Raw genomic sequence first — 12,850 nt, forward strand, 5'->3', positions numbered from 1 at the left:
TAGATTGCTATTGAATTTATAGCTGCTGACACTTGTGTGTGCTGCGCAAGTGGCCGGTTTGGTAGTGAAAAGTCGTTTGCTGATCAAAACCAATGTGCTCTGGAAGAGCCATTTCCTCTGATCCGCATCCGCCGCCACCAATCGGTGGGCGAACCGGCGGGCTTGTTTCAAATCCTGCAAAAGATGACGCCGGTCTATGCCCGCTGGCCAAGCCCGCTCATGGCCGCAGGTTGGCACTTAGGGCTGCGCGGGACGATCACCTTCAGGCAACGTGCTGGCGGAATGCGCCTGACCGCCGCTGACCAGGCGTTCCAGCGCGGCTTCATCTGCCTGCGCGCTGTCTTTGCTGAACGTGTCAGCGTCTCGAAGCACAGCAGCAAACCCCAGCCCTGTTGCCTGCTCAGTCCATGCAAGCGGCACTTGCTGGAGCTTGAACAGCTTGTCAAAGTTCAGTGCTTCGAACGCGATGCCTTCGAGCAGCGTGTCTTGCGACAGATGAAAAGCCGTTGTCCGCAGTGCCCCGTCCTGGTTGAACCACACCACCACCTTGAAGCAGCCAAGGGCCACCTGGACCGATGCATACACAGGATCGTCGTCCAGAAAGACCGGGCCGCTGAAGACGCAGATTCGCGCACTTCTGGAGGACTCGTTCTTCACACCGGCCTCCAGCAGCTTGTTTTCAAGCTGGCCCCACTGGCCGTGGTAGCCCATCATGGCGCGGTTGAACGCAGGCACCTGCGGCACCGCGTTCGCATAGGAGCAGGTCAGGTCTGCCGCCGCCTTGGCCAGCGCCAGGCTGGTGCCCCATTCGGCGTCTTCACGGCGTGAAAGGTGTCCCTTGTCGAAACCGCTTTTGGCGTACCACCTGTCGTCGAGCTGGGCATCGTAGTCAACGCGGCTGTCGCGTAGCCAGTTGTCTTTTCGGCTGCTGCTTCCCAGCGCGGCATAGCGGTGTTTCCCATGCACGTTGATGGCGCTGACCACCGGCACACGGCGCACCGCATGCAGGATCGTGCTGAAGTGGTGGTATTTGAGCGTGAACGAGCCGGGGGCGTCCTTCAAAAATGCCAGCTGCTTGCGCAACCGGGCGCTCGGCAACGGCATGGGAATCCGGATTCCCATGAATTCTTCCTCGAATCCCGTGCAGGTCGAATAATCCTGCGCGTCCTCGAGTTTTCTCTCGTTCAGGGTGCCCAGGGCAACTGTTTGAAGGGGTGTTTCGCTCACGGTGGACTGCACGACGTGCTGCCCGTTGCCAATGCTGACCCGGATCTCGATCACGCTTGCCGCAAGCGGCGGCAGGCTGACGGGCTGTGCGGCAACGGGCACGCCCTTGAACCCGGATGTTTCCAGAATCGCAGGCCGTGGCAACGTGGTGAAGGGGCGGCTGTCGGTGTAGGCCGGGCTGGAAAAGACCTGGACCAGCGGGTGCAGCGCCACGGCGCTTTCCGGCGCGAGCAGGTGCTTCATGAGGGCGCTGACACGCACCCCGCGATTGCTCAGCCAGACGACGCGCGACTCGTCGATCCGCCCGTTTTCAACCTCGATCACCTGGTCGTGCTTGTCAAGGTAGTGGCCGGCCGCGTCGGTTTTGGCCACCCCCGAACTGTGCAGCGCGATCACCTGCCACTCGTTGTTGAACACTGGCGCGCCGCTGCTTCCCTGTGCCGTGTCGCTTTTGTAGATCAGGACATCCGGCAGATCGTTGTCGATGATTTCGTTGTTGCGCAGCGCAATCTGTTTTTCCTCGCCATCGGGGTGCTGAACGATGGTCGCGTAGTCGCCCGTGCCCGCCTTTCCCAGCCGGCCATTCAGGATGAGGTAGCCCTGGTCATGCAGCTGGCGCAGGCCGGTCAGGTCACGTGGGCGAACGGCGACCAGGGCCAGGTCCAGCGCCTTGGAGGTGTGCAGGAAGGCTTCGGGGTCCAGCGCATGGACCACCGGTTCACCGAGCTTTCCGAAGGCGTCGTATTCGTAGCCGAACTCGATGGCGGCGTCATCGGCCAGTGCTGCGAATTCGGCGACATCTGACACCGGGAACACATGGTGATTGGTCATCATGAGTTCAGGTGAAACCATGAAGCCGGTGGCATAGGCGGTGCGTCGGTCCTTCTTGTCAAAGTAGCGAATCCTGCCCACCGCGCGCGACTGTGCATAGCCGGTGAGCAGGTAGTTGATGGGCAGAAGGTCGTTGGTGCCGAGGTAGCGCTCGAAAGCCAGGCTGGCGCTTTCCCGTGCCGATGCCGCAATCATCGCGCGCCGGCGTTCCAGGTGGTCCAGGCCGTCAAGCACCAATGCAGAGCGGGAAACGATGCGCGACTGCAGGCTTCTGACCTGCGCAGGCGTCTTCGGATAGTCCGCCTCAGCCTTCGAAAGCAGTTCGACAGGTAGTTTCATACGACAACCTCGCGATGGTTTGGGCGCTTGAATCGTCGGTCAGGAACGGGTTGGCCGGCAAGCCGCGTTCCTGCGCGAAGTCTGTGTGCCTGGGACGGCCGCGCCATGCCGTCTTGCATAACTGTAAGACGCCTGCGAAACCGGGTCAACGTCAACCGCGCGGTGGCCCGTGGGTGCATCACGGCAAACCGGTGGATGGCCTGCAATGGCAATGCCGGCCTTGAATGCTGCCGCAAGGTAAATGCTGCCAAAAATGTGAGCGCCAGGATCAATGCCGACGGTCTCGAGGTGCGGGAACATCCGGAGGTCGCGGCCCGCTTCGACACCTTCGATTTCGAAACCAACACCGGGACATCCGCCGAGATCCGCCGCCATGTCGGTGCCAGGGGCAAGGTGGACCGGCAGCGGATCACGCGCAAGCACGTCAGCCCGGAATGAGCAATTGGGGGGCGGTCCGCAGGCGGGCGATCAGACGGGGCTGACCACCCCGCGGCCTGAAAAATGGCCCTGGACGTTTTCCAGGAAACGGTCAAAGGAGGCTTGCGTCGCTTCGGGGGACCAGCCGGCCAGGTGCGGCGTGAGGATCACGTTGTCCAGCCCGATGAGCGTCTCGGGGCGGGCCGGCTCGCTTTCGTAGACGTCCAGGCCGGCACCGGCAATCCGGCCATCGCGCAGGGCTGTCGCCAGCGCTAGGGTATCGACCACGCTGCCCCGGCCAATGTTCACCAGAAAGCCTTGCGGGCCCAGCGCATCGAGCACCTGCGCATTGACGAGATGCCGGGTGGCTTCCCCGCCCGGTGCCGCGCATACCAGGACATCGCACCATTGCGCCAGCCCCTCCAGGCTGGCGAAGTAGCGGTACGCAATGCCTGCTTTGGGGCTGCGGTTGTGGTAGCCGATGGGCATGTCGAAAGCGGCCGCACGCCTGGCTATCTTCTCCCCGATGGTGCCCAGGCCGAGGATGCCGATGCGCTTGCCCGAAACGTTCGGCGGCTGGGGAATGGCCAGGCGCCACACACCTTCGCGGCACAGGCGGTCGAGTTGCCGGAAGTTGCGCATGGCCGCGATGACAAGACCGAACGCATGGTCGGCGACGCAGTTGTCGTTGGTGCCCCGGCCATTGGCCACGGCGATGCCACGTGCCCGCGCCGCATCCAGATCGACCCGTTCGTAGCCGGCGCCCATGCAGCAGATGAGTTCGAGCGCCGGCATGGCGGCGATTTCCTGCGCCGTCAAGCCCAGAACACCAATGGTGAGCACGGCTCGAAATTTAGCGCCATGCGTGGCGATTGCGGCGGCGCGTTCGCCTTCGGTCGGCGCGTAGGTGAGGTCGTAAAGTTCGGACAGCGCCGCTTGATGTTCGCTTGAATGCGTGTTGAGCACCAGCAAGGAAATTTTGTCGGACATGCGCGTGAAACTCCTGAAAATGATTTTTGTCGCCATCAGTTTGGCATGTTGTTGGACGTGATCAGCGGCTTTGGGCTGAGGCCATCTTTCACCTGGAAATCCAAACGCCAGCGGCGTCGGCAGGCTGAACTGGCTGCTCCATCAAAGAGGGAATGCATCGTCTCTGTTGGCCTTGCGCTTTGGCGTTTCAATGCAAGGCGCGTAAGATGAAACGCCATACCGCCCAACAACTCTTGAGGGAGCCATTTCATGAACAACCATGTCTACAAGCAGCTGGAACTGACCGGCTCGTCCAGTGTCAGCATCGAAGAGGCCGTGACCCATGCCATTGCCAAGGCGCATGAGACGGTGCGCAACATCCAGTGGTTCACCATCACCGAAACCCGGGGCCATGTGGTCGAGGGCAAGGTGGCGCACTGGCAGGTTTCCCTGAAAATCGGTTTCACGCTCGACTAACGGCCCGCCTACTCTGGAACTTGCATGTACCAACGAATCTTGCTGGCTTATGACGGCTCTGCTCCGGGACAGCAGGCCTTGCTGGACTGCCATGAAATTGCGCAGTGGAGCGGCTCGGAACTGTCGCTCATCGCCGTCATGCCGCTGCCGCTGAACAACCTCGGGCTTGAAGGCAGCATTTATGACGAATCGCTGCAGGACAGTGAAAAGGAACGCTACCAGGCCATTCTTGACACCGGTCTGCGCAAGCTCGGCGATGCCGGCCTGAAAGCCAGCGGATACGTCGTGACCGGGGATGCTGTGAGTGAAATTACCCTCTGTGCCCGCCAGATCAAGGCGGACCTGATCGTGGTCGGCCACAAGCATCTGGACGGCTGGGCCGCCCGCTGGTGGCGGGGCTCTGTCTCCAAGGCATTGATTGAACAGTCGCCCTGCAGCGTGCTAGTGGTCATCACGCATTAACCGGCATTGCGAATCTTCCAGCAGATCCTGCGCCGCCCGTTTCTCGCGGCTTGTCAAAAGGCAGTCGGCGCCGCCAGGGCTGGCGATGGCAATGGTGTCCACGCATATCCGTTTCGACTGCCCCCCGGATTTTAGTGTCAAATAGGCTTCTCGCGCAGGCGCAGCATGCGCAGGAAGCTATAAATAAAGTAGCAAAAATTGAACGGTACCCTTGGTGCGCCGTGACCTGAGGGCCGGGTGATGAAAACGCCCGGCAGCGTCAGGGCGCTGCCCCCCAGTAGCAAGGGCGCAATGTCCTTGTGCTGTTTGACCCACCCATGGCGGAGTACCAACACCCGCCGCGGCTGGCGTGCACAGCGTGGCCGCCGAAAGGGGGATGTAGCACATGGCGCCCATCGTGCAGCCCTGGTCAGAGATCGCCGTGAAGCCAATCAAGGCTTACAGCCAGAGACTGCTTCGGCTGGTTTTCCGCAGACCTGCCGCCAGTGGCCGCTTTGCGCCGCTGAACACCGAACGCAGCACCAGTTCGCTGGCTGCTCCCACCCATGCAGCCGCAGGAAGGGCTCATTCGACAAACGAACAGCCGCACCGTGCAGCACATTGCCTGGCCCCGGCCTGCAGCAGACGCTAATGCAGGATGACAGCCGCTGGAATCGCTTCAACGGCATTGGCGCTGCGGCGTGAAAACAAACCCGGCTCGCAATTGGCCCGCATCAAGCTGGCGGCCCGGCTCATGTGGGTCCTGAGAAAAACAGTTTTTCGCTATTAAATTTGTAGCGTGCTTGTGCGTGCTGTGCTTGTGCCGGAGGTTTCTTTGATGCCCAGACGACAGCATTCTGTCGAATGCTGTTAGATGCGGACAGAATCCCTGTCCTGCTGACTGATTTTTAAACCGAATGAATTCGATTCTTTGCCTTGATACCGCCGCCTACTGGGTTTCCCGCGTGGCGGGGTACGCGCTGCTCAATCTGGGCGAGGATGCCGCGCTGATCGCCTTGATGTTCTGCTGAATCAAGGCAAAGTCCTGAAGGTTCCGGAGTGTGAAAAGGCCTGCGTCGGGCCCAGACCGGGGTTCGTCAGGCTTTCTTGGCCCAGGCGCTGCACCAAGCCTTGGCTGGAACCTGCTTGCCGGCGAACAGCGGACAACCTGCAGCGGCATCGGTCGGTTTGCCTTGGTACAGCGCGCAGTTGGCGCAGTTCTGGCCAGCGGCGTATTTCGGGTACTTCGCCTTGTCCACTTTGGTGGCGTCGGTTTTGTAACCCAAGGCAACCGCCTGTGGGTCGGTATCCTGAACCATCGGCGCGGCGGCCTGCGCCTGAGCCAAGCGGGTCGAGGCGAGCACGCCTGCGCCCACGATGGATTGGATGACAAAGGTTCTGCGATTTGATTTCATGTGGGTTCTCGATTTTTGAATGGACCTGGCCGAGTACGGTGAAAAGTGAATCGCCGCGTCGTCAAGGCATCGATCAGGCAGTACAGGCTCGCGCAATGAGCGGAGCCAATATCACAAGACCATGCCATGTCCTGGTTTTCTCGCCGATATAGGCAAAATCAAGTTTACAGCCAAGCCCTCAGTGTTGCTTGCAAAGCAGCGTGGTTCCATGATCCAGCGCAACGGTCTGTGCAAACTTTTGTCAGGTTCGCGGTCACAGCCTGTTTTTCGGATTCCCGGAAAAGAACTTGTTTTTCAATTGCTACAAAATATATAGCAGCATATCTATGCTGAACAAGCAAGGAGTTGCGATTTTTGCAACTCATAAGCGTCTGGAAGGCCCAGTGTCTGCCTTTTGCTGCCACGTGCTGAGGCTGCGAAAGCCCTATATGAAACCGGCCATTCCTGTGGAATTCGAAACACGGCGAATATTGTCATTTTCAAGTAAGGCTATGCTTGGCGTCCGCCTTGGCCGCGCGCGGTGTTTTTTTGGGACTTCATCGTTTTCCCATACGGCTATTGCGTATCAGTTTATTTCTTTACGTTATCAAGGGCTTTCATCATGAAGAGACATTTTTTACGCACCGTTCCCGCGCTGATTGCCTTGTCCTTGTCGCCGATGTTTGCTGCCGCGCAGGCTGCCTGGCCCGCCAAGACGATCACGCTGGTTTCCCCTTATGCGCCGGGCGGCACCACGGACGTGCTGGCACGGCTGCTGGCTTCCAAATTGCAGGGCGTGCTTGGCCAGACCGTCATCGTGGAGAACAAGGGCGGTGCTGGCGGCAACATCGGCACCGACTATGTGTCCAAGTCCAAGCCTGATGGCTACACGTTTTTGCTGGCAGCCAGTGGCCCGCTGGTGATTGCGCCTTCGCTCTATCCGAAGCTCCCTTACCAGCCAAACACCGATTTCACTGCGGTGGCGCCAGTTGCCAGCGCCGCGTTTGTGATTGCCGTCAATCCCAAGTCGGGCCTGACGAGCGTCCAGGACATCATCGCCAAGGCCAAGGCGGGCAACCTGGCCTTTGCATCTGCCGGTTCTGGCACGCCGCAGCACATTATTGGTGAGATGTTCAATGTGCAGGCCGGCGTCAAGATTCAGCACATTCCCTACAAAGGGTCGGGTCCTGCGTTGAACGACCTCGTCGGTGGCCAGGTTCCCATGACTTTCGAGAACCCGGTGCCCATCATGCCGCAGGTCAAGGCCGGCAATCTCAACGTGCTGGCGGTGACCAGCGCCAAGCGCTCGGCAGCGTTCCCCGAGATTCCGACTGTTGCCGAACTGGGCCTCAAGGGCTTCGATGCGCAGCCCTGGTACGGCGTTCTCGGCCCGGCGGGCATTCCGGTGGAAATTGTTGACCGCATGAACAAGGAAATCCGCACCATCCTGGCTTCAACCGACATCAAGGCGCGTCTGTTTGCGCTGGGCGCGGAACCGATGGACATGACACCGCTGGCCTTCAAGAATTTCATTGTGGCGGACACACAGAAATGGACCCGCGTGGTCAAGGCTTCCGGCGCCACGGTGGACTGACACGCACTGGCAACCTCCATGAGCTCCGACCTGCTTGATGGCGCAGCGCTGCGGCAGGCCTGCACCGGCCGGGCGGCCACGCCATGCACCTGCGCGCTCGGCGCCTGTCCCGGTTGGGAAAGCTTTACCGAAGACCGCTGGCCCGGCCCGTCGGTCCAGCGACTGGGAACCTTGCGCGATCCGGCGGTCGACGAGCCGACGTTGCAAGAGTTTCACCCAGGCGGCACGCGCTACGGTTCGCCGGACGCGCCATTGGCCCTGGAGTTTTTCCCCTGCAACCGGTGTGACGCTTATGCCTGCAACCGGTGCGGCCGCACCCTGCTCAGGTACACGGAATACGGTGGCTACTACGTCGATCACCGTGTCCGCGAAGTGGATCCGGAGCGGGTGGTCTAACGCGCATTGGTTCTGGCAAGCCAACCATTTTCAAGCACGAAAAAAGCATCTTGCGCACGCGCAGTCTGCGCTAAATGCTAGGAATTCAGTAGTGAATAGTTGGCCGATGCCTTGCGCGCCATGATGCAGGGGCCGGGTGATGGGGCGCCAGAAGCTGCCCAGGCCGCTTTCAGTCGGTCTGCCAAATCACCTTTTTGCCCGAGGATTCCCAGCGCTCGTAGTTGGCCGAGTAAACGTCCTCGATGCGGTTGCGCTTGACCTTGAAGGTTGGCGTGATGATGTCGTTCTCCACGGTCCAGGCCGCAGTCACGATGACAATGCACTGGAGCTGCTCGTGCGGGTCCAGCGTGGCATTGACGGCCTGCAGGTGCCGGGCCAGCGAGCTTTCCAGCACCGCGCGTGCAGCATCTTCCTGCGCGCGCTTGGCGGCCTCGGCATTGAGCATCACGATGCCCAGCGGCTGGCCCAGATTGGCGCCGGTCACCACGCAGGCCTCGACTGCCTCGTGCATCACCAGCTTGTCCTCGATCGGTGCGGGCGCCACGTACTTGCCCTTGCTGGTCTTGAACAGGTCCTTGACGCGCCCGGTGATATGCAGGTTGCCCTGCGCATCAATGACGCCCTTGTCGCCCGTGCGCAGCCAGCCGTCCTCTGTGAACGCGGCCTTGGTCTGCACCGGGTCCTTGTAGTAGCCCATCATCAGCGCAGGACTGCGCATCTGAATTTCCCCGGTGTCAGGGGCGATCCGGTCTTCCACGCCTTCGTATGCGGGTCCCACGCTGCCTTGCTGGTTGGCACCCGGAATGGTCAGGTGCGAGACCGCCAGGTTCTCCGTCAGGCCATAACCTTCGTTGATCGGCAGGCCAAGCTTGCGGTACCAGGCCAGCAGCGCCACCGGCATGGGCGCTGCGCCGCCCGCGGCGATACGGCACTGGTCAAGTCCGAGCGCCTTGAGTACCTTTTTTCTCACCAACCCGCCGATCACCGGAATCGACAGCAGCAGCTGGAGCCTGGCCGGCGGCATCTTGTGGTGCACCCCCTGCTGGAACTTGACCCACAGCCGGGGCACCGAGAAAAAGATGGTGGGCCGGGCGCGCTGCAGATCGGCGGCAAAGGTGTCGAGCGACTCGGCAAACCAAAGCCGCATGCCGGTGCGCAGCCAGCCGTGTTCGACCAGTACGCGCTCGACCACATGGGCCAACGGCAGGTAGGACAGCATCCGGTCCTGGCCGGTCATGCCGATGCGCTGGACGCCGGCATCAAGCGCCCAGGCAAAGCTGCCAAAGTTTTGCATCACGCCCTTGGGCTGGCCGGTGGTGCCGGAGGTGTAGATCAGCGTCGCCAGTTCGTCGGCGCCCCGAAGCACCTCGCCCTGCATCGGCGCCTGGCGGCCGCAGATGTCGTCCCAGCGGTCAGAATTCTGGAGGGCGTCTGGCGGCGACAGCGGGTAGCTGATGCAGGGAAGGCCGCTGGGCACGCCCGGTTTCATGTGCGCCCAAGCGTCGAGCTTGCCGACAAAGCAGGCCTTGGCTTGGCTGTGCGTGAGGATGTGCGCGATGGTGTCGGGTGCCAGCGTAGGGTACAGCGGCACCGAAACATGGCCAGCCATCCAGATGGCCAGGTCGCTCATCAGCCACCAGGCGCAGTTCTTGGACAGGATGGCAACGTTCGAGCCGGGCGCCCAGTCCTGGGCCTTCAGGTGCGCAGCCATGCGGCGCACCTGATCGGCCACCTCGCGCCAAGTGTAGTCCTGGGTCATGCCGCCGCCCATGGGCTGTGTCAGGCTGATGCTCTGGGGAATTGTTTTTTCCCAGTGGTAAAGGCGCTGCAGCGCCAGCAGGTCAGGGGAAACGGGTTCCATGGTTGTGGTCTCCTACTGTTGTTTTCAATGGTGGCCAGCCCCGCCAAGAGACTGCGCTTTGGGCGTATAAGTGGGCTGCTGTTGAGCTTCGTGCCTTCAGCTATTGAGGCTTTAATCGCTCGGCATGTCAATCCCCTGAAGCACGGGAAACCCCAGAAAATTCCCGGGGGAAACCCGCGTTTGCGGATTCCTGACAGACTCGTGGCCGTGGCAGGGCTGTTCGAATTTCCCGAAAACGGAAAAGGCACATTTCAACCGTAAGACCCAAGAGCGTTTTATGCCTCGGGAGTGCATCATGAAGATTCTCAAGACCCTTGTCAGCCTGTCTGCCGCTGCAGCGGTCGCGGCCGGCTGCGCCTTCACGCCGGTGCAGACGGGCATGTCGCGCGAACAGGTCATGGCCAGTTATGGCACACCGACCCGGGTCGTGCCGTTGCCAACGGGAACGCGCCTGCAGTATTCGAGGCAGCCCGCCGGCCAGAGCGCCGTGATGGTGGACCTGGATGCTGCTGGCAAGGTGATGGCGGTGCGGGAGGTGCTCAAGCTCCAGGCGTTCTTGCGCATCGAGCCCGGCCAGTGGACACGCGACGATGTGGAACGCGAGTTCGGCCCGCCCGCACGGATCGACAGGGTGGCGTCGTGGTCCGGCGACATCATGAACTACCGCTGGCGCGATAACCTGCAGGACATGTACTACTGGGTGTACCTGGACGCTGGCAACCGCGTCCAGCGCACCGGACAGGGCGTCGAGTTCCCCGTCACGACGGACGACTGAGCCCGTAGGCTACTGCACCGCGCGGCCAATTTCGGGCCAGCGGTGGTGCAGGTAAATCCAGGCCACCAGCCCGATGCTCAGCATGCCCAGCGACACGGCGGCCAGCGCCGGCGTCGAATGCATGACCAGCGGCGCGATGACGCCGGCCACCAGCCCGTTGGCCGACGAGCCGATAAAGGCCTGCAGCGAGGACGCCATGCCGCGCCGCTCCGGGTACAGGTCCAGCACCAGCAGCGTGACGACCGGCACCATCAGCGCCCAGCCAAAGGCAAAAAGGGCAATCGGAAACAGCGCCCATGCCACATGGGCGTCAAACAACAGATTGGCCAGCAGGTTGAAAACGGCGGTGACCAGCATGATGACAAACCCGTGGCGTATCTGCTTTTTCGGCGGAATCTTTCCGGCCAGGCGGCCGCTCAGCCAGGCCCCCGACATGATGCCCGAGATGGTCAGTACGAAGAACCAGAAAAACTGCGTGGGCTGCAGGCCCAGATGCTCGCCCAGGAAAGCCGGGGCGGCCAGCACGTACAGGAACATGCCATTGAAGGGAACACCGCTGGCCAGCGCCAGCAGTAAAAAACGCGGGCTGGAACCCAGTTGCCAGTAGCCGCGCATGAGGTGCCGCACTTCAAACGGCTGGCGTGCCTCGGGCTCCAGCGTTTCCGGCAAATACCGGTAGTTGGTCAACCAGAGCACGATGCCCACCCCGGTCAGAAACCAGAAAATGCTGTGCCAGCCCAGGTGCACGAACAGCCAGCCGCCGACTATTGGAGCAAGTGCCGGCGCGATGCCGAAGTAGATGGTGACCTGGCTCATGACCTGCTGCGCCTGCGCAGGCGGAAACATGTCGCGTATCACCGCGCGCGACACCACAATGCCGGCCCCGGTGGACAGGCCCTGCATGGCGCGGAAAAACACCAGCTGGCCAACGCTTTGCGACAGCGCGCAACCCGCCGACGCCAGCGTGAACATGGCAATGCCCCACAGCACGACCGGCCGGCGGCCGAAGCTGTCGGCCAGCGCGCCATGAAACAGGTTCATGAAGGCAAAGCCGAACAGGTAAGCCGACAGCGTCTGCTGCATTTCCACCGGCGTGGCGCCCAGCGATGTCGCCATGCCCGAGAACGCCGGCAGGTAGGTGTCGATGGAGAACGGCCCGAGCATGCCGAGCACGGCCAGCAGGGCAGCCAGCGCCCAGCGTGGGCCGCGCCAGAGTTGGTCGGCGTTCGGATTCATTCGCTCTTGAGTTTCAATGCGGTGTCGTAGAGTTCGTTGCGCGACGCGCCAGTGATGTCGGCGGTCAGCTTGACGGCGGTTTTCAGCGGCATTTCGGCCAGCAGCAGTTTGAGCACCCGGGTGCTGTCATCCGGGCCTTCGTGTGGGGCTGAGGCATGCAGCACCAGCGCAAACTCGCCCCGGGTGCGCTGCGGCCCGGCGTCCAGCCAGGCGGCAAGATCCTGCGCCGGCAGGGTGGCAATTTCCTCGAACTGCTTGGTCAGCTCGCGCCCGACCGTGACGAGCCGGCCTTGCAGCACCGCCAGGGCGCGCGCCAGGGCCTCGATGCGATGCGGCGCTTCCAGGATGACCGTGGCCCGGGAATCGGTTCCCAACAGCGCGATGGCCTGGTCGCGTTCGCCGGCCTTGGTCGGCAGGAAACCGGCAAACACGAAACTGCTGCCGCTGCCTTCACTGCCTTCGGCACGCGTCACGCCGGCAGCGCTGAGCACGGTCGTCACGCTGCTGGCGCCCGGCAGCGGCATCACCTTGAACCCGGCGGCCCGCACCGCCGCCACCAAGCGCGCGCCGGGGTCGCTGACGGCAGGCGTTCCGGCGTCGCTGACATAGGCCACGCGCTCGCCGCGCTGCAAGCGCTGCACCACGCCCTGGGCAGCTTCGGCCTCGTTGTGCTGGTGCACGGCCAGAAGGGGCTTGTCAATGCCATACTGGCGCAGCAGCGGCTGGGTGTGGCGCTTGTCCTCACAGGCAATCGCCTGCACCAGCTGCAGCACATGCAGTGCGCGCAGGGTGATGTCGGCCAGGTTGCCGATGGGCGTGGCCACCACATACAGCGTGGCCTCGGGATAATGCTGCATGCCTGCTGCGGCGCGTGCCGTGTCCAGGGCCAGTTC

13 protein-coding genes are annotated in these 12,850 nt (G+C 62.1%); 6 read left to right on the forward strand and 7 right to left on the reverse strand.

The window, feature by feature from the left end:
- Positions 1 to 237: 237 nt before the first annotated feature.
- Positions 238 to 2,397 carry a DNA/RNA non-specific endonuclease gene (locus IWX85_RS13245; protein WP_196870055.1) on the reverse strand — a complete coding sequence of 720 codons (2,160 nt, stop codon included), beginning with the start codon at positions 2,395 to 2,397 and terminating at the stop codon, positions 238 to 240.
- 195 nt (positions 2,398 to 2,592) lie between these two features.
- On the opposite strand from IWX85_RS13245, the gene IWX85_RS13250 reads away from it, so the two are divergent.
- A complete protein-coding gene (locus tag IWX85_RS13250) occupies positions 2,593 to 2,835 on the forward strand; it encodes a hypothetical protein (RefSeq protein ID WP_196870056.1) in 243 nt (80 codons plus the stop codon).
- 30 nt (positions 2,836 to 2,865) lie between these two features.
- Here IWX85_RS13250 and IWX85_RS13255 read toward each other — a convergent pair whose 3' ends face one another.
- Entirely contained in the window at positions 2,866 to 3,804 is a 939-nt protein-coding gene (locus IWX85_RS13255; protein ID WP_196870057.1) for a 2-hydroxyacid dehydrogenase, read from the reverse strand.
- Positions 3,805 to 3,839: 35 nt separating this feature from the next.
- Positions 3,840 to 4,055, reverse strand: a complete 216-nt coding sequence (locus tag IWX85_RS13260) for a hypothetical protein (protein ID WP_196870058.1) — start codon at positions 4,053 to 4,055, stop codon at positions 3,840 to 3,842.
- On the opposite strand from IWX85_RS13260, the gene IWX85_RS13265 reads away from it, so the two are divergent.
- Together IWX85_RS13265 and IWX85_RS13270 are read left to right on the forward strand one after the other, a co-directional pair.
- Positions 4,054 to 4,260, forward strand: a complete 207-nt coding sequence (locus IWX85_RS13265) for a dodecin (protein WP_036806905.1) — start codon at positions 4,054 to 4,056, stop codon at positions 4,258 to 4,260. The genes IWX85_RS13260 and IWX85_RS13265 overlap by 2 nt on opposite strands.
- Before the next feature lie 24 nt (positions 4,261 to 4,284).
- On the forward strand, positions 4,285 to 4,722 hold the full coding sequence (locus IWX85_RS13270) for a universal stress protein (RefSeq protein WP_036806902.1): 438 nt from the start codon (positions 4,285 to 4,287) through the stop codon (positions 4,720 to 4,722).
- Between the two features lie 1,076 nt (positions 4,723 to 5,798).
- Here IWX85_RS13270 and IWX85_RS13275 read toward each other — a convergent pair.
- The gene (locus IWX85_RS13275) at positions 5,799 to 6,116 is read right to left on the reverse strand and encodes a high-potential iron-sulfur protein (RefSeq protein WP_036806893.1); all 318 of its coding nucleotides are present in this window, start codon (positions 6,114 to 6,116) and stop codon (positions 5,799 to 5,801) included.
- A 601-nt stretch (positions 6,117 to 6,717) separates the two neighbouring features.
- On the opposite strand from IWX85_RS13275, the gene IWX85_RS13280 reads away from it, so the two are divergent.
- A complete protein-coding gene (locus tag IWX85_RS13280) occupies positions 6,718 to 7,689 on the forward strand; it encodes a tripartite tricarboxylate transporter substrate binding protein (protein WP_036806890.1) in 972 nt (323 codons plus the stop codon).
- Positions 7,690 to 7,707: 18 nt separating this feature from the next.
- A complete protein-coding gene (locus tag IWX85_RS13285) occupies positions 7,708 to 8,085 on the forward strand; it encodes a hypothetical protein (RefSeq protein WP_196870059.1) in 378 nt (125 codons plus the stop codon).
- A gap of 169 nt (positions 8,086 to 8,254) precedes the next feature.
- Here the strand turns inward: IWX85_RS13285 and IWX85_RS13290 are convergent, their stop codons facing one another.
- The gene (locus IWX85_RS13290; RefSeq protein WP_036806884.1) at positions 8,255 to 9,946 is read right to left on the reverse strand and encodes an AMP-binding protein; all 1,692 of its coding nucleotides are present in this window, start codon (positions 9,944 to 9,946) and stop codon (positions 8,255 to 8,257) included.
- A gap of 295 nt (positions 9,947 to 10,241) precedes the next feature.
- Here IWX85_RS13290 and IWX85_RS13295 point away from each other — a divergent pair, with 295 nt between their 5' ends.
- Positions 10,242 to 10,721, forward strand: a complete 480-nt coding sequence (locus IWX85_RS13295; protein ID WP_196870060.1) for a hypothetical protein — start codon at positions 10,242 to 10,244, stop codon at positions 10,719 to 10,721.
- Between the two features lie 9 nt (positions 10,722 to 10,730).
- Here IWX85_RS13295 and IWX85_RS13300 read toward each other — a convergent pair whose 3' ends face one another.
- Both IWX85_RS13300 and rsmI read right to left on the reverse strand, forming a co-directional pair.
- Positions 10,731 to 11,957 carry a multidrug effflux MFS transporter gene (locus IWX85_RS13300; protein WP_196870061.1) on the reverse strand — a complete coding sequence of 409 codons (1,227 nt, stop codon included), beginning with the start codon at positions 11,955 to 11,957 and terminating at the stop codon, positions 10,731 to 10,733.
- Positions 11,954 to 12,814: a 16S rRNA (cytidine(1402)-2'-O)-methyltransferase gene (gene rsmI, locus IWX85_RS13305; RefSeq protein ID WP_196870097.1), complete on the reverse strand. Its 861-nt coding sequence runs from the start codon at positions 12,812 to 12,814 to the stop codon at positions 11,954 to 11,956. The genes IWX85_RS13300 and rsmI overlap by 4 nt, the downstream gene beginning before the upstream one ends.
- Positions 12,815 to 12,850: the final 36 nt, after the last annotated feature.

Source organism: Polaromonas sp. CG_9.11, from assembly GCF_015752225.1.
Lineage (GTDB): Bacteria > Pseudomonadota > Gammaproteobacteria > Burkholderiales > Burkholderiaceae_C > Polaromonas.

Bases quoted from the DNA above. Each gene is read 5' to 3' on its own strand.
- IWX85_RS13290 (WP_036806884.1), bottom strand. From the start codon at position 9,946: ATGGAACCCGTTTCCCCTGACCTGCTGGCGCTGCAGCGCCTTTACCAC.
- rsmI (WP_196870097.1), bottom strand. From the start codon at position 12,814: ATGCAGCATTATCCCGAGGCCACGCTGTATGTGGTGGCCACGCCCATC.
- IWX85_RS13260 (WP_196870058.1), bottom strand. From the start codon at position 4,055: ATGAAATGGCTCCCTCAAGAGTTGTTGGGCGGTATGGCGTTTCATCTT.
- IWX85_RS13300 (WP_196870061.1), bottom strand. From the start codon at position 11,957: ATGAATCCGAACGCCGACCAACTCTGGCGCGGCCCACGCTGGGCGCTG.
- IWX85_RS13280 (WP_036806890.1), top strand. From the start codon at position 6,718: ATGAAGAGACATTTTTTACGCACCGTTCCCGCGCTGATTGCCTTGTCC.
- IWX85_RS13255 (WP_196870057.1), bottom strand. From the start codon at position 3,804: ATGTCCGACAAAATTTCCTTGCTGGTGCTCAACACGCATTCAAGCGAA.
- IWX85_RS13270 (WP_036806902.1), top strand. From the start codon at position 4,285: ATGTACCAACGAATCTTGCTGGCTTATGACGGCTCTGCTCCGGGACAG.
- IWX85_RS13250 (WP_196870056.1), top strand. From the start codon at position 2,593: ATGGCCTGCAATGGCAATGCCGGCCTTGAATGCTGCCGCAAGGTAAAT.
- IWX85_RS13275 (WP_036806893.1), bottom strand. From the start codon at position 6,116: ATGAAATCAAATCGCAGAACCTTTGTCATCCAATCCATCGTGGGCGCA.
- IWX85_RS13285 (WP_196870059.1), top strand. From the start codon at position 7,708: ATGAGCTCCGACCTGCTTGATGGCGCAGCGCTGCGGCAGGCCTGCACC.
- IWX85_RS13245 (WP_196870055.1), bottom strand. From the start codon at position 2,397: ATGAAACTACCTGTCGAACTGCTTTCGAAGGCTGAGGCGGACTATCCG.
- IWX85_RS13295 (WP_196870060.1), top strand. From the start codon at position 10,242: ATGAAGATTCTCAAGACCCTTGTCAGCCTGTCTGCCGCTGCAGCGGTC.
- IWX85_RS13265 (WP_036806905.1), top strand. From the start codon at position 4,054: ATGAACAACCATGTCTACAAGCAGCTGGAACTGACCGGCTCGTCCAGT.